This window comes from Deinococcus gobiensis I-0 (assembly GCF_000252445.1).
In the GTDB taxonomy this organism is placed as follows: Bacteria; Deinococcota; Deinococci; order Deinococcales; family Deinococcaceae; genus Deinococcus; species Deinococcus gobiensis.
The window spans coordinates 771,707-793,467 of the sequence record NC_017790.1 but is presented as its reverse complement, the minus strand read 5'-3'; the positions used below and the strand labels follow the sequence as shown (position 1 = coordinate 793,467).

Sequence of the window (21,761 nt, the reverse complement as noted above, 5' to 3'; positions counted from 1 at the left end):
CGCCTTCAGGGCTCCAGCACTCAGGGCACCAGGGCGAGGTTGTCCACCTCGATCCGGCCCGAGGCGGGCACCTGATCCACCACGAGCTGTACGGCGGCCAGACGTTTCATCACGTCGGTGGTAGCGACCTTGGTGGGGGCCCAGTCCGGCTGCGTGAAACGGCTGACCGGAAGGTCCAGCGAGATGACGCCGGCGGGCAGGGTCACGTAGGTCTGGGGGTTGCTGCCGTCGGCGATGCCCAGGCTGCGCTCCCCGATCAGTTCCAGCCGCACCTGGGTGGCCCCGGTCCCGGCCAGGTCCAGATGCAGGCTGCGGTAGGCGCTCTGGTCGCTGCCCACCACGTCGCTGCCGCTGCGGGGCCGGAGTTCCACGGTCATGACCACCCCGGCGTACTGGTTGGGGGCCGCGACCGCGTAGTCGAAGGCCGCGTACTGGCTGCGGCTGCCGCTGGCCGGCACGGTCAGGGGCGCGGCCTCCGACCCGGCCGCCTGATTGCTGAAGGAACTGGGATGCGCCGCGTCCTGCTGATAGCCGCTCAGGAAGATGCGGCCCCCGTCCTGGCTGGTCGGCCGGCCGTCCGTGAGGGTCTCGAAATTCGCCAGCAGGCGGGCGTTCGTCGGCAGGGCCGTGGACGGCGTGCCTGCCGAGCCGCCACTGGTCCGGGCAGGGACCTGGGCCATCGCCGCGCCGCTGCTGCGGATATTCTTGCCCCGCAGGCCCACGATGAAGCGTTCCTGGCTCGCCAGCGTGGAATTGATGCGCCAGTCCTCTTCCTTCTGGATGTCGAACCAGGTGAAGGCGCGCACTTTGGGAAAGCTTTTGGGCAGCGTCTGGAACAGGTCGTCGATCCAGGCGGGCTTGTTGCCTCCGACATCCGACGACGCGAACTCCGCGAGCATGATGGGCTTGCTGGGCGCGATCTGCTGCGCCTTGGCGTAGGCCGACCCGAACAGGTCGCTGACTGTGCGCCAGTTGCCCCAGCTGGGGTTGGTGCCCCAGTTGTAGCCGTCGATGCCCACCCAGTCCACGTAGGCGTCGCCGGGATAGGCCGCCGCAGGCGCGTTCCAGGCTTCGCCGGGCACGTCGTCGTTGTTGTATGTCCAGATCCACTGCACGTTGGTCGCGCCCGCCGCCCGGAACAGGTCATGGACATGGCGGTAGGCCTGCACGTACTTCTGCGGGTCGTTGGCGTTCTGGCCGGTGGCCCAGGGATACCAGTTGCCGTTGAATTCGTGGCCGAAGCGCAGCAGCAGCGGTTTCTGGGTGGCCGCCGCCGACCTGGCCCAGCGGGTGATGTAGGCGTCGTACTGCCCGGCGACGATGTTGCCCAGCCGGACCTGCGCCGGGTCGTCGAGCGCGAGGTCGGCCTTCCAGGGTTCCCAGGTAATGTGCGGCAAGACGCCCTGTTCCTGCAACGCCTGGACGTCCTGGGTCGGGAAAGGCACCTCGTTCCCCCACTGCTCGAACCACATCACGCTGGCGGGCGTGCGGCGCAGCTCGGCGGCGACCGTCGCGGGCACCGTGCGGTGCGAGGCGGTCTCGCGGAAGATGCCGAAGAACAGGCCGTCCGTGCCTGTCTCGGCATCGGTCAGGACCGGCAGGGACGCCGTGGGACTGCTGGAAACGGGAACACGGGTGACAGTGTTGCAGGCGCTCAGCAGCAGCGCGCAGGTCACGAGGGCAGGCCGGAGATACGTCATCGGAACTCCTGGAAGACGGGAAGGGGCGGGCACGGCGGCAGGCAGCCGTACAGGTGAAAACCGAACTGGGTGTGGAGCCACCCTAACAGCAGGACTTCATCTCGTCAAGAAATCCTTTTCATAAGCTCCAAGCCTGTTCCAGACGGGCGCGCACCGGAGCAATACCGGAGAGGGTGATCGGGTCTTGAATTTTTCGCAGTACCCAGTCGATGTTCGCGGCACTTGAAGAAAAGCTTTTCCCGGAGTACGCTCCGTCTCAGCTCCACAATTTCAAGACGGACCGCGTCTTGTCCCCCACCGGCAGCCAGCCCGGCCGCTCCGGCGTGGCTGCCCCAGTGGCTGCCCCAGTTGCCCTCATTCCCCCAGGAGGATGTCCATGCGCATTGCTGCCCTGTCTGCCACCCTGCTCTCCGGCCTGCTGCTCGCGGGGTGCGGCCACTCGTCCCCGTCCCTGACAGGCGATCCGGTGGCCTTCACCCCGCAGGCCGTGTCCGGCTCCTTCAGCCGCTGGGGCCAGACCTGGACCGCCTCGAACTGGAAAAACGGCGACCCGCTGTTCGGCTGCACCTTCTCGCCCAGAAACATCACCCTGGGCAGCGGCTCGGATCAGGCCGTATACGGTTATCTAGATTCGAGTACGTGCAGCGAGGTCAAGAGTGGCCGCTGGAAGACGCAGGGCAGTTCTTTCGGGGGCGACCTGTACGTGCCGGGTGTCGCCGGGACCACCACGACCGTCTTCACGTACACCGACAACGGCACGCTGTGGAACGAGATCGACGCCGAGTTCGTGCCCGCCAGGGGCGCGCTGCATCCGGCCCTGATCTTCCGCAACGGGGGCAGCCGCTACGTGTTCGAGGCGTGGCGACCCGCGACCAGCAACGCCTGGCACCACGTCGAGGTCAAATGGCAGGCCGCCAGCATCCAGTGGTACCTCGACGGTCAGCTCAGTTTCACGATGTACAGGAACTCCTCGCTGGGCCTGGGCGCGACCGTCGTGACTGCCCCCAGCGGCAGCACCAGCATGCAGGTGCCCGCCGCCGCCTGGCCCACGCAGTCGCAGCAGCTCATCGCGAACTTCTGGCGCGGCAGCAACACCGCCGACGCGGCCGGGTTCCTGGGCAGCTACGGAGGCGGTACGGGAACCGCCATCTGGAACAATCTCTTCTGACGCGCGCAGGAGCCGCCCGGTCACCCCGGCCCTCGCCGGACAGATGCTCTAGAGTGGACCCGGTGAAGAAGTCAGGAACGACCATCACCGAGGTGGCGCGGGTGGCTGGCGTTTCGGTCAGTACGGTGTCGCGGACCATCAACGGCACGGCCTTCGTGGCCGAGGACAAACGGCAGGCGGTGAACCGCGCCCTCCAGGAACTGGGATTCCAGCCGAACTACCTCGCCAAGAGCCTCATCACGGGCCGCAGCATGACTGTCGGCGTGATCGCGGAGGACATCGTCAGCCCCTATTACGCCGACGTGATCCGGGGGTTCGAGCACGGGCTGTTCGACACCCCCTACCAGCCCGTACTGCAAAGCGGCCACTGGTCGCAGCAGCGCGAGTCCGGGGCCATCGAGACCCTGATCTACCGCAAGGTGGACGCCCTGGTCCTGCTGGGCAGCACCCTGCCGGGCGAGGAACTGCTCGACATCGCCGGGCGGGTGCCCCTGGTCGTGTTCGGGCGGCACGTCCCCGAGCTGGACGCCCGCTGCCTGACCCTGGACCAGTACCAGGGCGCGTATCTGGCGACGCGTCACCTCATCGAACTGGGGCACCGCGATATCGCGCACCTGCGCGGCCCGGACGGCCAGCAGGACGCCGAGGAGCGGCTGCGGGGCTACCAAGCGGCGCTGCGCGACAACGACCTGCCCTCCCCGCCGGAACTCGTCGTGCAGGGCGACTTTCTGGAACAGGCCGCCTATCAGGGCACGCTGCGCCTGCTCGGGAACGGGTGTCCCTTCACGGCCATCTTCGCCGCCAACGACCAGATGGCGGTCGGGGCACGCCTGGCCCTGTACCGCCAGGGCCTGCGCGTGCCCGACGACGTGTCGCTCGTGGGCTTCGACGACCTGCCCGGCAGCGCCTTCACCACGCCGCCCCTGACGACCGTCCATCAGCCGACCTACCAGATCGGGCGCGCGCTCGCCGCGCACACGCTGGGGCTGCTTCAGGGAGAAATGCCGACCCTGCCGGATTTTCCACTGACCCTCAGCATCCGCGAGTCCACCCGGTCCCTGCGCCGCACCGCCGCGCGACGCCCCGCCCTGTAGACCTTTTCGCCGCCGCCATGAGCGAACTGGCTTATATTCTGCGCATATGCTCCCATTTGAGCGGCACACGCGCATTCTCGAGCTGATGGACGCTCACGAGAGTCTCCTGACCCAGGAACTCGCCCAGAAGGTCGGGGTGTCCGAGGCGACCATCCGGCGCGACCTCCAGCAGCTCTCCGAACGGGGCCAGCTCGCCCGGACCCACGGCGGGGCGGTGCGGCTCGAACGCAGCGCCCACCAGGAACCGGCCTTCGCCACCAAATCCGTGCGGATGCAGGCCGAAAAGAGCGCCATCGCCGAGGCGATGGCCCGGCAGGTCCGCGACGGCTCCACGGTCATCTTCGACGCGGGCACGACCATCCTGGAAGTCGCCCGGCGGCTGGCCGGCCGCCCGCTGACCGCCATCGCCCTGGACCTTCCGGCTGCCCAGGCCCTCGCCGTCGGTGCGACGGAGGTCCTGCTGCTGGGCGGCCGGGTCCGCAGCGACAGCTTCAGCATCACGGGGCCCTGGACCGAAGACCAGCTGCGCGACCTGCGCGCCGACCTGTTCCTGATGGGCGCGCACGCGGTGGACGAACGCGGGATCTCCAACGCGGTCATTGAGGAGGCGACTGTCAAGCGCCTCGCCATCCAGGTCAGTCAGCAGACCGTCCTGCTGGCCGACCACACCAAGTTCGGCTGGCGGGCGATGGCCCAGGTCTGCACCCTTCAGAGCGTGGACCAGATCGTCACCGACCGGGGCAGCCGCCGCCTCGCCTGGCTCAAGGACGCCGGCCCGGCCCTCACCCTGACCTGAAGGAAGAGCGAGAGCGAAGGGCGGCCCCGCATCTGGAGGCCGCCCTTCGCTCTCGCCGCTCTGCTCAGCGTCCGCGCGTGTAGCGGTCGATGACCATCGCCCCGATGATGATGACGCCCGTGGCGAGCAGCTGGTAGAACGCCTGAACACCCATCAGGGTCAGGACATTTTGCAGCATGCTCAGCAGCAGCGCCCCCAGCAGCGCCCCGACGACGTTGCCCTTGCCGCCCGACAGGCTCGTGCCGCCGACCACGGCCGCCGCGATGGCGCTCAGCTCCCAGCCGCTGCCCAGGATGGGCTCGGCCGCGCCGAGCTGCGCGATGAGGACCAGCGCCGCGAAGGCCGCCAGCACGCCGGAGATCACGTAGGTCAGGGTGATGTAGCGGTTGGTGTTGATCCCACTCAGGCGCACGGCCTCGGCATTGCCCCCCAGGGCCAGGATGTACTGGCCGGTCCGGGTGAACTTCAGGAAGACCGTGAAGAGCGCCACGAGTGCCAGGGCCGCCACGAGCGGAATGGGCAGGCCCAGCACCGTGCCGCCCAGCGCCCGCTTGAAGCCGTCGGGCAGCGACAGGATCGGCTGCCCGCCCGTGTAGGACAGGGCCAGGCCCCGGTAGAAGGTCATGGTGCCCAGCGTGACGATGAAGGGCGCGAGCTGCACGCGCGTGACGAGCAGGCCGTTGACCAGCCCCGCGACCGCGCCGACCGCCAGGGCGATCAGGACCGCGAGCAGGACAGGCGTGCCGCGCTGCATGAGGTCGGCCCCGATCACGGCGGCCAGCGCGGCGGTGGACCCGACACTCAGGTCGATCCCGCCCGTGATGATGACGTAGGTCAGGCCGATGGCGACGATGGTGTTGATCGCCGCGCTCAGGCCGATGCCGTTGATGGCGTTGTCCACCGAGAAGAACGAGGGCACCAGGAAGCTGAACACCACCGCCCCGAGCAGCAGGATGGCGAGGATGCCCGCCTCGCGCAGGCGTTCGACGAGGGCGGCGCGGTTGGCGCTCTTAGGCGACGGCTGGATCTTTTGCATGGGTTTGGGCTCCGGTGGCGAGGGCCAGGATGCGTTCCTCGCTGGCGTCTGCGGCAGCTAGCTCGCCGGCGAGGCGGCCTTCGCGCATCACGAGAATTCGGTCGCTCAGCCGCAGGACCTCGGGCAGCTCGGACGACACCATCAGCACCGCGACCCCGGCCTGGGCCAGGTCGTCGATCAGGGCGTAGATGTCCGCCTTGCTCGCCACGTCGATACCGCGCGTGGGTTCGTCGATGAGCAGGAGGTCGCAACCTGCCGAGAGCCAGCGGGCCAGGATGACCTTCTGCTGGTTGCCCCCGGACAGGCGGCGGATGATCTGGTTGGGGTTGGCGGGCCGGATGCCGAGCTGCTGGATCTGCGGCTCGGCCACGCGCAACATGTCGCGCTCCCCGACCCCGACCTTCCCCTTGGCCCAGCTCGTGAGCATCATGTTCACGCTGACCCGCGCGTCGGGCACGATGCCCTGGTGGCGGCGGTCCTCCGCGATGAACCCCACGCCCCGGCGCATCATGTCGGCGGGTGTCCGTCTGGACATGGCCGCGCCTTCCAGCCGCACTTCGCCGCCCGCCGAGGGGTCCGCGCCGTAGATGGCCCGCAGCACCTCGGTGCGCCCCGCGCCGATCAGGCCCGCGAGGGTCACGACCTCTCCGGCGCGCACCTGGAGCGACACGTCACGGAAGCCGTCGCCGCTCAGGCCCCGGACCTCCAGGCGCACCGCGCCGGGCGTACGGGCGGGGGGCGCGGTCTGGGCGACGAGTTCGCGGCCCACCATCATGGTCACGAGCTGGTCCTGGGTCACCTCGCGCTGCTGCACCGTGCCGATGTAGCGGCCGTCGCGCAGCACCGTCACCCGGTCGGCCAGTTCCTCGATCTCGTCGAAGTGGTGGCTGACATAGATGATGCCCACGCCGCGCGCCGTGAGGTCGCGCACCACGCGGTAGAGCTGTTCGATCTCGTGGGTGGTGAGGCTGGAGGTCGGCTCGTCCATGATGATGATGCGGGCCTGGCGCGCGACGGCGCGGGCGATCTCGACCATCTGCTGCTGCGCGATGGTCAGGCGCTTGACCGGCGTGGCCGGGTGGACGTTCAGGCCGACCTGCTCCAGGAAGGGCCGCACCCGCGCCTGCATCTGACCGTAGTTCAGGACCTCGCGGCCCTCGTTGCCCAGCAGCACGTTCTGCGCGACGCTCAGCTCGGGAATGAGCGCCAGTTCCTGATGGATCATGGCGATGCCCTGCGACTGCGCGTCCCTGGGGCTGCCGAGCACGACCGGCTGGCCGGCGACGCTGAGGGTCCCGCTGTCGGGCAGGTGCATGCCGAACAGGGTCTTGAGCAGCGTGCTCTTGCCCGCGCCGTTCTCGCCCAGCAGCGCGTGGACCTCGCCGGCCATCAGCGAGAACTGCACGTCGTGCAGCACCTGAACGCCGCTGAACGACTTGTTGATGTGTTGTGCGGACAGCACTTCCGTCACGTCGGTCTCCTGAAAGGGTCTGGGGGCCAAAGGCGCGGCCGGCTGACCCAGGCCAGCCGGCCCCCGCCTGGGCGCTTATTTCTTGAACTGCTCGTACTTGGCGACGCTGTCCTTCATGACCAGCGCCTGCGGCGTGGCGATCACCTTGGGCAGCTTCTGGCCGGCCAGCAGGCGCACGGCGACCTCGACGGCCACTTCGCCGGTCAGGACCGGGAAGGAGTCCACCGTGCCCGTCAGCTCGCCCTTCTTGATGCTGTCGTAGGCGGCGTTGATGCCGTCGGTGCCGAAGACCAGCGTCTTGCCCAGGCGGCCCGAGGCCTTGACCGCCTCGACGACGCCCAGGGCCATCGTGTCGTTGTTGCAGTAGAAGGCGGTCAGGTCGGGGTAACGGCGCAGCAGGTCACGGGCGGTCGAGAAGGCCTTCTGGCGGTCCCAGTCGGCGGGCACGCTGGCGACGATCTTCAGGGCCGGGTTCTTGGCGAGGGTCGTCTTGAAGCCCAGGGTGCGCTGCTTGGCGGCGTAGACGCCCGCCTGCCCCTCGATCACGGCGATCTGCCCGCCCTTGGGGAAGGTCTTGAGCAGGTAGTTCGCCACGCTCACGCCGTTGTCGTACTGGATGTTGCCGACGAAGTGCTGGGCGGTGGGGGCCACCGCGTCGTTCACGTTGATGACCAGGCTGGTCTTGTCGGCGCGCACGATGCCCGGCAGCAGGTTCACGTCGCTCTGGGGCGAGATGAGCAGGGCCTTGTAGCCCTTGCCGATCATGGTGTTCATCATGCTGAGCTGGCCGATCTGGTCACTCTCGTTGCTGGGGGCCTGGGCGTCCACCTTCACGCCGTACTTGGTGCCCCCCTTCAGGTAGCCCGTGCGCAGCAGCTGCCAGTACTCGTTGGACAGCGCCTTCATCACGCCGCCGATCTGGACGCCGGCGGCGGGCTTGGGCACGGCACCGAACTGCTTGACGAGCTGGTCGGAGGCCACGCGGCTCTTTTCGGTGTCGGGCGAGAAGGTCTGCGCGGCGGCGGCGCCGGCGAGCAGGACGGTCAGGACGGGCAGCAGCTTCTGGGTCTTCATGGGAGAGCCTCCTCAGGCAAAAGGCGGGAATCGGATGGGGGGACGGATTCGGCGGCCCGGCGTCAGACCAGCGCGGGCAGAAGATTTTTGTGCAGACGTTCCACGAACACGGCGGCCGAGACGACGGCGCGTTCCAGGGCGCCGGGCAGCGTCATGCCGCAGGCCAGATGCGTGCCGAGGACGCCGACGAAGTGGTCACCCGCGCCGTGGGTCGAGCGGGCCTGCACGCGGGGCGCGGCGAGGTCGCAGGTGAGGTCGCCGTCCTCGTACAGCAGCACCCCGCCCGCACCCAGAGTCACGACGACGCTCGGGTGGCCCGAGTCCAGGCGTGTGGGCCGGGTCTGAGGATCGGTGCCGGTCCAGGCCTGCGCCTCGACGGCGTTGACGACCACGTGGTCGGCCAGGGCCAGCAGGTCCCGGTGGGTGTCCAGCCAGGGCGCGGCGTTCAGGAGACTGGGCACCCCCGCTGCGCGCGCCGCCGTGAGCACCTCCCGCAGCACCTCGGCCGAGGTTTCCCACTGGCAGACGAGCAGATCGGGCGAGGCGCGCAGGGCCCGCAGCGCACTCTCGGCACTCAGGTCGGCGTTGGCGCCCGGCGACACGACCCCCACGTTCTCTCCGGCCGCGTCGAGCAGCGCCACGCTGCTGCCAGTCGGCAGGCGTTCGCTCCAGTCGAGTTCGGTCACGACGCCCTGGGCTTCCAGGTGGCGCTGCGCCTGATGGCCGTCGTTGTCGCGCCCCAGGCAGGCGACGAGCACGGAGCGCACCAGCCCGGTCCCGGCGGCGGCGAGCGCCTGGTTGGCGGCCTTGCCTCCGAGCTGGCTCCAGCCCTCCTGCGCGATCACGGTCTCGCCGGGCGTCGGCAGGGCGGCGAGGCGCAGCATCCGGTCCAGATGGACGCTGCCGACAAACGTCACCTGTGGGCGGGCCGTCTCAGGCATGAACGCGTTCCGGAAACAGCAGGCGCTCGATGACGCGGGTCACGTTGAAGGCGTCGTGGCCGTGCCCGAGGCTCTGGTCGGCCGCCAACTCACGCGCGAGCTGGAGCAGCCGCTCGGTGATGCGGATATTCCACTCACATTCGCGCACGGGGTCTTCGCGCAGGGGGAAGGTGTCGAAGTAGATGGTGCCCGGATACCCGCTGCGCTCCAGCAGCATGAGCAGTTCCAGGGTCGTGACGAGGCTGGCCGTGCCGACCATCATGCCGTCGTCCTGGCGGCCGTAGCCGTCGTTGAGGTGGACGCCGAACAGCTTATCGTGGCGCAGGGCCAGCGCGGCGGCCTTGGGGGCGTGTTCGTTGGCCATCTGGGCGTGGCAGTAGTCCAGCACGACGCCCAGGTTGTCGGCCCCGACCTCGTTCACCACGAGCATCGCCTCGCCCATGTTACCGATGAACGAATACTTGCGCGGCTCCCAGGGCTTGTATTCCAGACCGACGCGCATGGCGGGGTTATGGGCCGCCACCTGCGCGAATCCGTCCACCGTGTGCGCGAACATGCGCTCATAGCTGTCCTGGAAGGGGTAGTCGAAACCGTCGAAGCCCGGCCAGACGATGACGTGGTTGCCACCCAGCTCGGCGCAGGCGTCCAGGGCCTGACAGGTCAGGTCAATGGCCGAACGGCGCACGGCCGCGTCCGGATGGGTAAATCCGCCGTCGCCGAAAGTGTCTGCCGGGTAGCGGACATTCAGGCTGTCGACGCTCAGGCCCAGCGCCTCGATGGTCTGCTTGGTCTCGCGCAGGGTGGCGGGGGTGAAGTGCTCGGGAAAGTTGAGGCTGAGCGAACTCAGACCCTGAATGCGCGCCGCGCGCGCGAGCAGGTCGGGGGTCCGGATCGGTCCCGGGGCGAAATACAGCTCGGGGCGTGCCTTGAGAGAGTTAAGGCGGGTGGCGTATAGCATGGCACCTCCTGAATGGCTCGGTTGCTCATTCATGCGTGTTTGTGAATATGTGCCATCACTATAGGGAAGAGCTCAACGCCATGTCAAGCAAATATGATCGTTCGATCAGAAATGCGCACACCTATTGAGGTCGGAGGTCGGCGAGACGTCAGCCCCTCCTGACCGGGCAGCTCAGGACTCCGGCGCCGGTCAGGTCAGGGTGGGCAGCAGCGACCGGCGCCGCTCAGGAGGTCTGCTCGGCAGCGGCGCGGCGCGCGGCGAGACGTTCACGCATGGTACGCAGGCGCTCGCCGTGCAGGGGGTAGAACCACAGCAGCGCGAAGGCCAGCGCCGCGCCGACCAGCGGCGGAATGCCCATGTACAGGCGGAAGCCCTGCGCGGCCGTCTCCGGCTGAACCGCGAGACTGGGGTCATAGCCGTAATGGTGCGAAATCCAGCCGAACAGGGCGGCGCTCACGCCTGAGCTCAGGGTGATGATCAGGCCAGAGAGACCGTAGTACGCGCCCTCCTGCCGCTGGCCGCTGCGCAGTTCGGCCTCGTCGATCACATCGGCCATGATCACGTCTCCCATCAGGATCATGCCTGACAGGCCAGCGCCGAACAGCACGGTGGTCAGCACTGCGCCGGCCACGCTGCCGACCCACAGCAGCGGCAGGACGGCCAGCCCACTGACGGCGAAGGCCGCGAGCAGCGTGGTCCGCGCGCCGTAGGGCCGCGCCACGAAGCGGTGCCAGGGCCACAGGCAAAGGCCCGCCGTGACGAACGCGGTCGCCAGGAGCAGCGAGGTGAGCGCGCCGCCCGGCTGGCCCAGGCTGTACTTGACGTAAAAGCCCATGCCGCTGGCGAGCACCCCGGTCGCCAGGAAGCGCATGGTCTGGGCCGCCACCACCGTCAGGAAACTGCGGTTGGTGAAGGTGAGGCGCAGCAGGGCCAGCAGCGGCAGTGGCGGCGCGGCCCGGACCTGTGGGCGCTCGAACAGAGGCCGCAGGTTGCCGTAGACCAGCAGGGCGCACAGCAGGGCCAGTCCCGCACCGACCGCCCCCCAGCCCAGGCGCGCGGCGAGCAGGGGCGGCAGGGCCAGCCCCAGCAGCAGACCGACGACCTGCACGGCGTTCATACGTACGGCCACGTCGCTGCGCTCGGCGAAACTGCGGAACATCTCGGGCAGCAGGCCTAGGTAGGCGGTGCCCAGCATGGTGCTGGCGGTCTCCCACAAGAGCCACGCGAACGCGAAATACAGCAGCAGGCCGCGCTCACCGGTCGCGGGGGCATTGAACATCAGGGCGAGGCCCAGCATGGCGGGCAGCGTCGCCAGCCACAGGTAGGGCAGCCGCCGCCCCCAGCGGCCACGCGTGCGGTCCGACAGGTGCCCGATCACCGGATTGTCGACGGCGTTGTAAACCGCGAAGGCCGACATCAGGGCCGCGAACTTCACCGGGTCCACGCGCAGGTGGTCCACGTAGTACAGCAGCAGGAAACTCGACAACTGCGCCGGGATGACCAGCCCCAGATTCAGGAGCGCATACCGCCAGCGCACGGCCGAGGAAGTCACTTCTTCCGGCCCGGCCCGGACAGCCGGTGGGGCGGTGGGAAAGGGCCTGCGGTTGTCCACCGCTTCACCGTAGTACACCGGAAGGCCGGGCGTGGGTCGAGACGAGCCGTTCTTCAGGGCCTGCCTGACGCTGTATCAGGGCCGGACCCTGCTGCCCTTCAGCTCTGCGTGTCTGGGCCGTGTGGGGTGGCACGAATACGGTGCGTAACGTTCCGCCACATCCTGGGCAGCGCATCCGGCCGACTGCGCGGGCTTGTGACGAGAAGAGACGCCGCGGACAGATTCGCCCTTCCACTCGCCCGAACCCGTGCGCGTGGCGTCCCGCAGGGGCTTTCCGAGCACCGGACTCCTGTTGTCACCCCACAAAGTCATGACCAGAGTCAGGGTCCGGCTGTCTGTCCCCCCGAATCGATCCGGACGATCCTGCCTTCAGCCCTGACGTGGGCCACAGAGGACGCGCTCACCGGAAGCCCGGAGTTGGCCCTCCACGCTCGGGCATTCCCGTGCCCTGGGCACCGCACGGCACCTCTCCCCTACCGGGCTACCTCACCTGGGCAGACTGAACCCGAAAGTTGCCCCCCTGTCCACTTCTCCACTGGCCCAGACCTGCCCGCCGTGTCGCAGTACGATGCGCCGCACCGTCGCCAGGCCTACCCCCGTTCCGGCGAACTGCTGCTGGGTGTGCAGGCGCTGGAAGGCCCCGAACAGCTTGTCGGCGTAATGGGGATCGAAACCCGCGCCCGTGTCCTGCACGAAAATCGCCCACTCCTGCGGGCGTTCCTCCGCCCAGACGTGGACCCGCAGGGGCCTGCCCACCACCGCGAATTTCACGGCGTTGCTCAGCAGGTTGGTCAGGACCTGTTGCAGGGTGGCGGCGTCCGCCTGCACGGTCGGCAGAGGATCGATCTGCCACTCGACCCGCTGGGCCGGAAATTCCATGAGCACGTCCTGCTGCGCCTGCTCGACCAGGGCGCCCAGGCGCACCGGGCGCAGCTGCAGTTCGGCGCGGCCCGCGCGCGACAGGACGAGCATGGCGTCGATCATGGCGGTCATGCGGTCGGCGGCCCCCGAAACGATGCCCAGGTGTTGGGCGACCTTGTCGTCCTGCTGGCGCGCGAGCGCCTTGAGGGCCATCTCCGTAAATCCCTTGACGTGGCGCACCGGCGTCCGCAGGTCGTGCGAGGCGCTGTAGGCGAAGGCCTCCAGTTCGGCGTTCGAGTTCTGGAGTTCGGCGTTCGAGCGCGACAGGGCCTCGATGCTCTGGGCGCGTTCGAGCACGAGGCCCAGGCTGTAGATGGCCGTTTCCAGGACGGCGCGGTCCATCGGGGTCCAGGTGCGCTGGTCGAAGAGTCCGATGGCCAGCATTCCGACCGGCTGGCCGTGCATCCGGACCTGAAAGGCGGTCGCTGCCTGCACGTGCCGGATCATCTCGGCGGGCGTGTCGGCCCCCTGGGCATAGTTGTCCTGGTAGTTGGGCACGCCGGTCTGCCAGGTGCTCTGCAGGGCGGGCGCGTCCAGCGGCAGGCCGTAGGTGTCCACGAATTCCTGAAGGGCCGGGTCGCCGATGTCGCCCACCTGGGATTTCAGGTGCCAGCGGTCCTCTCCGGCCTCCCAGTACAGGGCGTAGCCGGGCGTGAGCAGCGAGAGCATGATCTCCTGGGCGCGGCGCACGAGCGCGTAGCGGTTGGTCTCTCCGGCCAGGTCCCGCGACATCACCGCGAAGGCCCGGAGGGCCAGGGTGCGCCGCTCGGCCTCGTCGCGCTCGGCCTGCACCTGCCGCGCCGACGAGATCCGGTCGTAGAGCAGCGAGAAGCTGCGTCCCAGGGCGCGGATGATGGATTTCTGCGCCTCCGTCCACTGCGCCGCCGTCTGCAGGCCGACCGAGAGCAGCGCGGGGACCTCGCGGTCCTGCGTGACGGGCCAGATGGCCGCCGCCCGGTCGCCGCCGCTGTACGGCACCTCCTCGCCCTCTCCGGTCCAGTGGTCCACGAACAGGGGTTGCCGCGTTCGCAGCACCTGTTCGGACGTCGGGGTGTTCAGGCGGAATCCCCGCTGCAAGGCGGCCAGCAGTTCGGGGGCGATGTTGGAGGTCCAGGCGCGCGGCTGCCACGTCTGGTCCTCCTGCTCATAGACCAGGGCGGTGGCCTCCGGCATCACGGCCTGGAGCGTGTCGAGGACCAGCCGCCCCAGCTCCTCCACGTTCCGGCTCTGGCTGGCGTTCTCGGTGAAGGTGACGAAGGTCTGGAGGGCGGCGGTGCGCTCCGCGACGAGCTGTTCCAGACGTGCCCGCTCGCTGCGCAGCGCCTGTTCCTGCAACCGGAAGGGCCGCAGATCGAGGGCGTAGCCCATGACCTGCCTCTCGTCGAAGGGCGCGAGGGTCGCCTCGACCGGAATGCGCTCGCCCTGCACGTTCAGCAGTTCCTTGTGGTAGCTGACGGCACTGCCCTCCACGCAGGCCTGCTTGAACGCCTGCGCCTCGGTCCCGTTGTATTCGGCCGGGGTGAGGGCCTGCCAGTTGACCTCCCCCGCCTCGAAGGCGGCGCGGGTCTGCCCGGTCAGGCGCAGCCAGGCGTCGTTGACCTGGCTGAGCTGCCCGTCAATCGAACCGACCGCCATGGCGACCGGACTGATGGCGACCAGGCGCCGGTACAGGGCCTCGCTCTGCTGAAGGCGGCCGAACAGGTCGGCCCGGTCCAGCGCGAGGGCCGTATGCGCCGCCAGCGTGGTCAGGAAATGGCGCTCTGCCAGGTCGAAGAGGTGGTCCGTCCGGAATTCCAGCGCGAGCACGCCCAGCGCCCGCCGCCCCAGCAGCAGCGGCACCAGGGCCGTGGCCGCCGCAGGGGGGTCGTCCCAGCTCCCGGCGGGTGGATAGGCCGCCGAGAATTCGCCGGGCGACTCGAAAAAAAGCGCCTGGCGGCCGGCCAGCGCGTCTCCGGTCGGGGTCCCGGGCTGGGGCTGCTCGCCGGACCAGCAGGTCAGGAGACCGTCTCCCACCGCCGCGCGCACCTGAAGACGGTCTCCTGCGGGGTCCAGCAGCAGGACCGCCCCCGCGCCGGCCCCCAGGAGCGCGGCCGTCGGCAGCAGGGCCGCCGAGAGGACCTCGCTGCGGGTGTAGGCGGCTGCCAGGGTCGCCGTCAGGCGCTGGAGGAGGGCACTTTGCGGGGCAGTCACCGCAAAAGACTCAGTCATGCCGAGGAGTATAGGTGGCGCGTTCTGCGGGCTGGACAGCAGGACTTCATCTTTCGGCTATGCCCGGCGGGACATCGGAACATATGAATACCTGCTCATGTATAATACGGACATGGCTTCTTCCGAACGTTCCTCCGGGTTGGGCGACTCTGCGGCGGCAGGGAGCGGGCCTCCCCTGACCTATCTGGTCGAGGGCATGGACTGCGCCAACTGCGTGCGTGGCGTCGAGCGGATGGTCGCCGGGCTTCCCGGCACCTCGGCCGTGCAGACCAGTTTCACGCGCCAGACGCTGTCTCTGGCCCTCGACGAGAGCCGCACCCCCCGCGCCGTGCTGGAAGGCAACCTGCGCGCCCTGGGCTACGTGCCCTCGCTGCGCGGGACGGCGGGCGCGGCCACGACGCCCCCCCAGGAGCATGACCATAGCGGGCACGCCCACGCAGGCCATGACCACGGCCACGGTGAAGGTCACGGCCATGATCACGCGGCGGTTCCCGGCCAGGCCTGGTATGCGGGCACGCAGGGCCGGCTCGTGCTGGGGTCCGGGGCGCTGCTCGCCCTGGCCTGGACGTTCGGGTTCTTCGAGCCGGCCCTGGCGACCTGGGGCTATGTGGCCGCGACCCTGCTCGGGGTCTGGCCGCTGGCCCGCCGGGCGTGGGCCAGCGCGCGCCTGGGCGAGCCGTTCAGCATCAACATGCTGGTCACGGTGGCGGCGCTGGGCGCCCTGCTCATCGGCGAGGCGCCCGAGGGGGCCGTGGTGGTGTTCTTCTTCGCGGTGGGCGAACTGCTCGAAGGGGTGGCCGCCGGCCGCGCCCGCGCCGGAATTCAGGCCCTCGCGGCGCTGACCCCGCGCACGGCCCTGCTGCTCGAAGGCGAGGGGACGCGCGAGGTCCCGGCCGCCTCGCTCGGCGTGGGACAGACCGTGCAGGTGCGGCCCGGCGACCGGATTCCCGCCGACGGCCTCATCCTCTCCGGCCGCTCGGGCGTGGACGACAGCCCCGTGACCGGCGAGAGCGTACCCGTGTTCAAGGCGGAGGGCGACGCGGTCTACGCGGGCAGCATCAACACCGACGGCGTGCTGACGGTCCGGGTCGAGCGCGCCGCGCAGGACAACACCATCGCCCGCATCATCGCGCTGGTGGAGGAAGCCGAGTCGAGCCGCGCGCCCACGGCCCGGTTCATCGACCGCTTCAGCCGCGTGTACACCCCGGCGGTCGTGCTCGTCGCGGCGCTGGTGGCGACCGTGCCGCCGCTGGCCCTGGGGGCCGACTGGAACACCTGGCTCTACCGGGGGCTGGCGCTGCTGCTCATCGGGTGTCCGTGCGCGCTGGTGCTGTCGGTTCCGGCGGCCCTGACCAGCGCCATCAGCGCAGGCACGCGGCGCGGGCTGCTCGTCAAGGGCGGCGCGGCCCTGGAAAAACTCGGCTCGTCCCGCCTGGTGGCCCTCGACAAGACCGGCACCCTGACGGCGGGCCGCCCGCGCGTGACCGACATCGCCGCGTTCGGCGCCGGCCGCGCCGAGGTGCTGCGACTGGCCGCCGCCACCGAGTCGGGCAGCAGTCACCCGCTGGCCCGCGCCGTGCTGGCGGCGGCGGCCGAGGAGGGCCTGACGCTGCCCACCGCGCAGGATGCCCAGGCCCAGGCCGGGCGCGCCGTGACGGCGACCGTCGAGGGCCGCACCCTGAGCGTCGGGTCGCCGCGCCACGCGGCCGAGCAGGCGCAGGCAGCCGGACAGACCCTACCCGCCGAGGTACAGGCCCAGATCGCGGCCTTCGAGGCGCAGGGCCGGACCGCCGTGGTCCTCCAGGACGGCGCGGTCTGCCTGGGGGTTCTGGCCCTCCGGGACGAGCCGCGCCCCGATGCCCGGGCCACCCTGGCCCGGCTGCGCGCCCTGGGCGTCCGGCCCCTCATGCTCACGGGGGACAATGCGCGCACCGCGCAGGCCATCGCCGACGACCTCGGGCTCGCGGCCGGAGACGTGCGGGCCGAACTGCTGCCTGCCGACAAGCTGCGGCTGATCACCGGGCTGCGGGACAGCCATGAGGGCCGGGCCGGTGTGGCGATGGTCGGGGACGGCATCAACGACGCCCCGGCCCTCGCCCAGGCCGACGTGGGCATCGCGATGGGTGGGGGAACCGACGTGGCCCTCGAGGCGGCCGACGCCGCCCTGCTGCGGGGCCGCCTGGCCGGTGTGGCCGAGCTGATCGAGCTGTCGCGCGCCGCGATGGTCAACATCCGCGTGAATATCGCCCTGGCCCTGGGCCTCAAGCTGGTGTTCCTGGTCACGACGCTGCTCGGCTCGACCAACCTCTGGATGGCGATTCTGGCCGATACCGGAGCCACCGCCCTGGTGACGGCCAATGCCCTGCGGCTGCTGCGCTGGCGGCCCAGGGAAGACGCCGTGGTGGCGCAGCCGCCGATGGCTGCGGGGACACGTCTCACCTGAGCCTGAACAAGGAAACCGGCGGCGCCGATGGGGGTTACGGAAGCCTCCTTCCAGCGCCGCCAATCTTTTTGGAGACCACTCCCGGCCCCGTCCCTGTCACCGAGACCCGCCGAGTCTCGCCTTCGGCCCCAAGCCGGGCCATCCCGAGCACTGTCTGGGAAGTCCATGGGCGGCCTCCCACCCCCGTCATGGCCGTCATCAGGCATTCCGACGGACTGGCAGCGTAATGGGGACCTGCCCGACCACCCTCACCCGTCGCAGAAGGCCGAGCATGTTCCCGGCAATGGCAAAGACCTTCAGCGAGTACCTGACGGCCTCACGGTCACCGAATCGGCCCCGGAGACCGATCAGAGCCCGGCGCAGCTGCGCCGACGCACTGGCTGCGGGCCGGATCATGGCCACGTCGTGCGGGACCGTACATGACATCTCCCGTCCTATTCGGGTAAGGGGTACTCACCTTTGAAGGCGCACACACGCCCGACCGGCCTGTGGCGTCGTCCGGCAGCCCGATCAGCGGATTGTCCACCTGGTCGCCAAGGCAGCCCACCAGGGGATTACGCCCCCCTCGACGACCTGAGCGCTGAACATGCCGGCGCAGAGGGACAGCGCTGCGCCGGCGCGCAGCCAACCTGAGTTCCGGCCAGCTCCGACTGGGACCCGGGTTGGCCCAGCACCTTTTCGGTTGCTTCCCACGCCGTACACGTGAGATCGGGTTGCGTGAACTCTCGGGTAAGCCGCCAGTCCTCCCCGCCTTGCTCCGGTCACCTTGGCCCACCACCGGACTACCGAACTGTATGGCGTGCAGATGCCCCTCCTGCTCTTCCGTGTCCGCCGTGTTCTCCAGCATGATGCGGCTGTCGGTGTCATGGCCTTCGAGCGGCCGAACAGCCGTAGAACTCCTTCCAGCACCCGGCAAGCGGCGCCGTTTACCGAGATGCAGACCTCGCAATTCCAAGAATTGCGGGTCTTGGGAAATCCACTTTCATTCTGGATACACGTCGCGTTATGGACACTTCACCTCATCCCGCACAGCCCGATCAACTTCTACCGCAAATCAGTACGTGGCTGTTGGCAGAAGTGACAGTGAGCACAAAAATCAGAGCCTGTGCTTTCCCGGAGACTCGTGTGACTCCTCTCAAATTCCCAGTTGGGGAAAACGTTTTGAGTCAGCCTTCTGTACTATGTGGGCTTTCGGATGTTCAGCCTATGGGCTTACTCAGATCATTGAATATGAGTACCCCGTTTAGGGTTGGGCAATGTTGTGAGCGAGTATGGCCAGGACGACACGGAGACGGAGCGACCGCAACGTTTTCGTCTGCACAGAGTGAATGGGAGCCTCGACCAAACTAGAGAACACCGTTTCAATGCGTTTTCGCAATCGAGGGTGGCGGCCAGGCCGCCACCCCGTGTCGTACCGGGTATTCCTCTTCGGTGGGAACACGTAGCCCAAGCAGCAGTACCCCTTATCACCGATGATGCGTGGCCCGCCGAAGTCGGGCCACCGCCGGTTGAGCTCGTCGCTTACGGTCATATCGTGCAAATTGGCTGGTCGGATCAGATACTGCACGATGGCACCCGAAGCGGTCACCCACGCGTGCAACTTGTATCCGTAGACGTCTCCCTGCGTGCCGTAACCCCAACGAGCACCGGGAAACGCACAACGCTTCCCCCGTTTGGGTCGGCAGACGGGCAGAGGCATGGAATCGACGATCACTTCCATGCAGGACTGTGATGGGGTGGCGACCGCTTCAAGTCGTTCAAGCAATCGCTGTCCCCGGGTATACGCCTGCGTGTAGGAGGGAAGATCGACACGATCTTCCCTCAGGATGTTCCACCAGATGGACGGGAACGGATGTTTGAAGATCAGTCGGCTGAGCAACAGGGCGACCAACAGGGCATCACTCAGTTTCTGGTGCGAACACCGCATGACGTCACTGAAATGCCGTTTGGCCCAGCGGTGAAGCTGGCGGATGACGGCTCGTCGGCCTAAACTGTGATGGAGACGGTATCTAGCCATACCGTCTCCATTTTTTGCCCTCTGGGAGCCATTGAACAGGTCATGGCGCGAGCCCTAAACGAGGTATGAGTCATAAGCAGTAAGCCATCCCCGGGTTTCCAATCGCTCGGATTTAGAAGAGACTGGTTGCCGGACATTTCCCTGGCGAGGATAGGTGCTTCCTATCCTCGCCAGGGAAAATCCCTCCGCGATTGTCCAAGGCACCTCGGAAAAAGCGCAGTCATGCCGGCAAAGGACAAGGAATACCGGGTGCGGTCAAGACCCCATCGGCCCTGACCGCAGCCGATACCACAAGGTTCTGTCAGGGCAGCGGACGGAAAAGTCCACCCTGATCGAGAGCCATCCATAAAAACGCGGCTCCATCCGCCAAGACCGGGCCGCGCTCCCCCAGAGGAGGACCCATGCAGTCTACCGTTACGGTGGTCTGGCTGGCCCTGCTGTTGCTCGGCGTCGTCTGCCCGGCACCGGTGCAGGGCCTACAGGACCGCTACGCCCTTCACACCCCTCCCGCACCTTTCCTTGCCGATTACGGAACCAAGCCCGTCGGCGGCGGCGGCTGATTCACCTAACGAGGGCCCCAGGAATCTCCCAGGGGCCACGCATTGTCTCTACACTACGCGGAGCATGCCCACCCGCCGCTCCACCCGCTCCTCCAGACAGGACTTCACCGAGATCAGCGAAGTCCTGCATTACCTCTGTGCTCAGGGTGATCTGGAACCGGCCTGCGTCACCATCGAGCACGGACTCACCAAGCGGCCGCCGTTCAAGACGCAGGAAGGCTGGGTAGCCTCATTCGAGCAGCTCCCCGCCGAGGTCCGGGCGGTCCACCCCCAGGCGGCCTGGATCAGCATCCGGCTGTACACCCACATCCGGCGATTCGACCTTGCCCTGATCTTCGCGGAGCAGGCCCGCAAAGGGCTGTCGCAAGCGGATTTCGCGCCCCTGATCGCCTACGAAGCCCTCTCGCTCACCAGCCTGGGGCACCACCAGCAGGCCCTCGACGTCCTGGCTCCCGTGCTGGACAGTCTCTCCGGTCTGGCCGCCGGGACCGGCTGGCGCGCACGGGGCCAGGCCATGAATTCCCTGCGACAGGAGGGCTGGCAAGAGGCCTTCGTCCAGGCGGGGACCCTTCTGCAGGGCCGCCCCCTGGGTCTGCTCTTGCTCGAACAGGGTGGGGCGCTGGAGCGTATTGGGCAGAGCGCGTATGCCCGCGACCTCTGGCGCCAGGCCCTCCCTCTCCTTCAGGACGATCCTGTCTATGTGGCCTGGCTGCGACATGCCCTGGGTAACGCCTGCCTGCGCTTCGCCCTCCCCGAAGCCGAGGATCATTTTCTCGCCATGGAGCAGGCCGTGCGGGATGAGATGGCGGCGCTCTTCCGGCCCTGGGCCGCCTGTGGCCTCGCGACGGCGCGACTGGCCCAGGGCGAGTGGGCCCGCGCCCTGTCGGGCTACCGCCGGGGCGTCCGGCTGGCCCAGGAGCCGATCGACCAGCGGCTGGCCTGGCGGGGCGTGGGCTATACCCAGCGCCTGATGGGCAAGCCGGAACTGGCCCTGGAAACCTTCCAGAAGGCCGCCGCCATCACCCCCGAGGACATAGCGAGCGGAACGTCCTGGGTCTTCGTGGACATCGCCGCCTGTTACGCCCAGATCGGCCGGCCGGAAGAGGCGTGGGCCGCCCTGGAACGTACCGGGCCGATGGTCTGGGACGATGAGGACCGCGGCTCGATCGTTCGGGCTGCCCTCGCCTATCAGGCCGGCGACCTCGCCGAGGCGACCCGGCAGCTGGCCTCCGTGCATATAGACGCGCTGTGGGTCAGGGAAGAAGCCCACTGTTTTCCCGACCTGTTCGACGCCTGCGCCCCGCGCCGACCCGCACCTCTGAGCTACAGCGGGCCGCTGCGGGTCGAGGTCCATGCCCTGGGACCGTTGCTGGTCAAGGTCAATGGCCGGCCGGTGCCCCTGCGCCCGACGGGCCGGGCCGGGGAGTTGCTCGTGCTGCTGCTCGAACAGGGCAACCGCGCCGCCACCGAAGTGCTCGGCGACCTGCTGTATCCCGAGGGCACCCAGAAGCGGTCCAAGAGTCAGGCGGTCTGGGGACTGGTCCGTGAACTGCGCGAAACGCTGGGCTGGGAAGAGAGCGTTCTGGCACAGGACGGGGTCTATCAGCTCGATCCCGAGGTGCAGTGGTGGTACGACGTGCGCGAGGCGCTGGCCCGGGGCGAGGCCACGCCGCAGTTCCTCAGCGGCAACTATCAGGCCTGGGTCGTGGAGCGGGGAAGTCTTCTGGCCCTGCGTGAGTCCTAGGTCATCAGATCGGTTGAT

General features: G+C 68.6%; 15 protein-coding genes. 6 read left to right on the top strand and 9 right to left on the bottom strand.

Features of this window, described 5'->3' with window-relative positions; translation table 11 throughout:
- Positions 1-20: 20 nt before the first annotated feature.
- A complete protein-coding gene (locus DGO_RS20960; RefSeq protein WP_014684132.1) occupies positions 21-1,700 on the bottom strand; it encodes a glycoside hydrolase family 26 protein in 1,680 nt (559 codons plus the stop codon).
- A gap of 376 nt (positions 1,701-2,076) precedes the next feature.
- Between DGO_RS20960 and DGO_RS03600 the strand changes: the two genes are divergently transcribed.
- From DGO_RS03600 to DGO_RS03590, 3 genes are all read left to right on the top strand, one after another.
- Positions 2,077-2,868 (top strand): family 16 glycosylhydrolase, encoded by a 792-nt coding sequence (locus DGO_RS03600; RefSeq protein WP_043800941.1) that lies wholly within the window; start codon positions 2,077-2,079, stop codon positions 2,866-2,868.
- A gap of 62 nt (positions 2,869-2,930) precedes the next feature.
- Complete coding sequence (locus tag DGO_RS03595) at positions 2,931-3,962, top strand: LacI family DNA-binding transcriptional regulator (RefSeq protein ID WP_043803096.1); 1,032 nt, start codon at positions 2,931-2,933, stop codon at positions 3,960-3,962.
- A gap of 46 nt (positions 3,963-4,008) precedes the next feature.
- The gene (locus tag DGO_RS03590; RefSeq protein ID WP_014684129.1) at positions 4,009-4,758 is read left to right on the top strand and encodes a DeoR/GlpR family DNA-binding transcription regulator; all 750 of its coding nucleotides are present in this window, start codon (positions 4,009-4,011) and stop codon (positions 4,756-4,758) included.
- A 64-nt stretch (positions 4,759-4,822) separates the two neighbouring features.
- Here the strand turns inward: DGO_RS03590 and DGO_RS03585 are convergent, their stop codons facing one another.
- The 7 genes from DGO_RS03585 to DGO_RS20955 form a co-directional block, all read right to left on the bottom strand.
- Positions 4,823-5,794, bottom strand: coding sequence for an ABC transporter permease (locus DGO_RS03585; RefSeq protein WP_014684128.1), 972 nt, complete (start codon positions 5,792-5,794; stop codon positions 4,823-4,825).
- Positions 5,769-7,265 carry a sugar ABC transporter ATP-binding protein gene (locus DGO_RS03580; RefSeq protein ID WP_043800937.1) on the bottom strand — a complete coding sequence of 499 codons (1,497 nt, stop codon included), beginning with the start codon at positions 7,263-7,265 and terminating at the stop codon, positions 5,769-5,771. The genes DGO_RS03585 and DGO_RS03580 overlap by 26 nt, the downstream gene beginning before the upstream one ends.
- 75 nt (positions 7,266-7,340) lie before the next feature.
- Entirely contained in the window at positions 7,341-8,339 is a 999-nt protein-coding gene (locus DGO_RS03575; protein ID WP_014684126.1) for a sugar ABC transporter substrate-binding protein, read from the bottom strand.
- 62 nt (positions 8,340-8,401) lie between these two features.
- A complete protein-coding gene (locus tag DGO_RS03570) occupies positions 8,402-9,280 on the bottom strand; it encodes a PfkB family carbohydrate kinase (protein ID WP_014684125.1) in 879 nt (292 codons plus the stop codon).
- Entirely contained in the window at positions 9,273-10,238 is a 966-nt protein-coding gene (locus tag DGO_RS03565) for a sugar phosphate isomerase/epimerase family protein (RefSeq protein WP_014684124.1), read from the bottom strand. Before DGO_RS03565 ends, DGO_RS03570 begins: the two co-directional genes overlap by 8 nt.
- Positions 10,239-10,461: 223 nt before the next feature.
- The gene (locus tag DGO_RS03560; RefSeq protein ID WP_226991430.1) at positions 10,462-11,790 is read right to left on the bottom strand and encodes an MFS transporter; all 1,329 of its coding nucleotides are present in this window, start codon (positions 11,788-11,790) and stop codon (positions 10,462-10,464) included.
- 546 nt (positions 11,791-12,336) lie between these two features.
- Positions 12,337-14,979 carry an ATP-binding protein gene (locus tag DGO_RS20955; protein WP_083847199.1) on the bottom strand — a complete coding sequence of 881 codons (2,643 nt, stop codon included), beginning with the start codon at positions 14,977-14,979 and terminating at the stop codon, positions 12,337-12,339.
- A 112-nt stretch (positions 14,980-15,091) separates the two neighbouring features.
- Between DGO_RS20955 and DGO_RS03550 the strand changes: the two genes are divergently transcribed.
- On the top strand, positions 15,092-17,422 hold the full coding sequence (locus tag DGO_RS03550; protein WP_085961031.1) for a heavy metal translocating P-type ATPase: 2,331 nt from the start codon (positions 15,092-15,094) through the stop codon (positions 17,420-17,422).
- A 1,243-nt stretch (positions 17,423-18,665) separates the two neighbouring features.
- On the opposite strand, the gene DGO_RS21585 is transcribed toward DGO_RS03550, so the two are convergent.
- Complete coding sequence (locus tag DGO_RS21585; protein WP_014684119.1) at positions 18,666-19,439, bottom strand: IS982 family transposase; 774 nt, start codon at positions 19,437-19,439, stop codon at positions 18,666-18,668.
- A 401-nt stretch (positions 19,440-19,840) separates the two neighbouring features.
- Between DGO_RS21585 and DGO_RS23765 the strand changes: the two genes are divergently transcribed.
- A complete protein-coding gene (locus DGO_RS23765) occupies positions 19,841-19,999 on the top strand; it encodes a hypothetical protein (protein ID WP_014684118.1) in 159 nt (52 codons plus the stop codon).
- 64 nt (positions 20,000-20,063) lie between these two features.
- Positions 20,064-21,743: a Tetratricopeptide TPR_2 gene (locus DGO_RS23760; protein WP_014684117.1), complete on the top strand. Its 1,680-nt coding sequence runs from the start codon at positions 20,064-20,066 to the stop codon at positions 21,741-21,743.
- Positions 21,744-21,761: the final 18 nt, after the last annotated feature.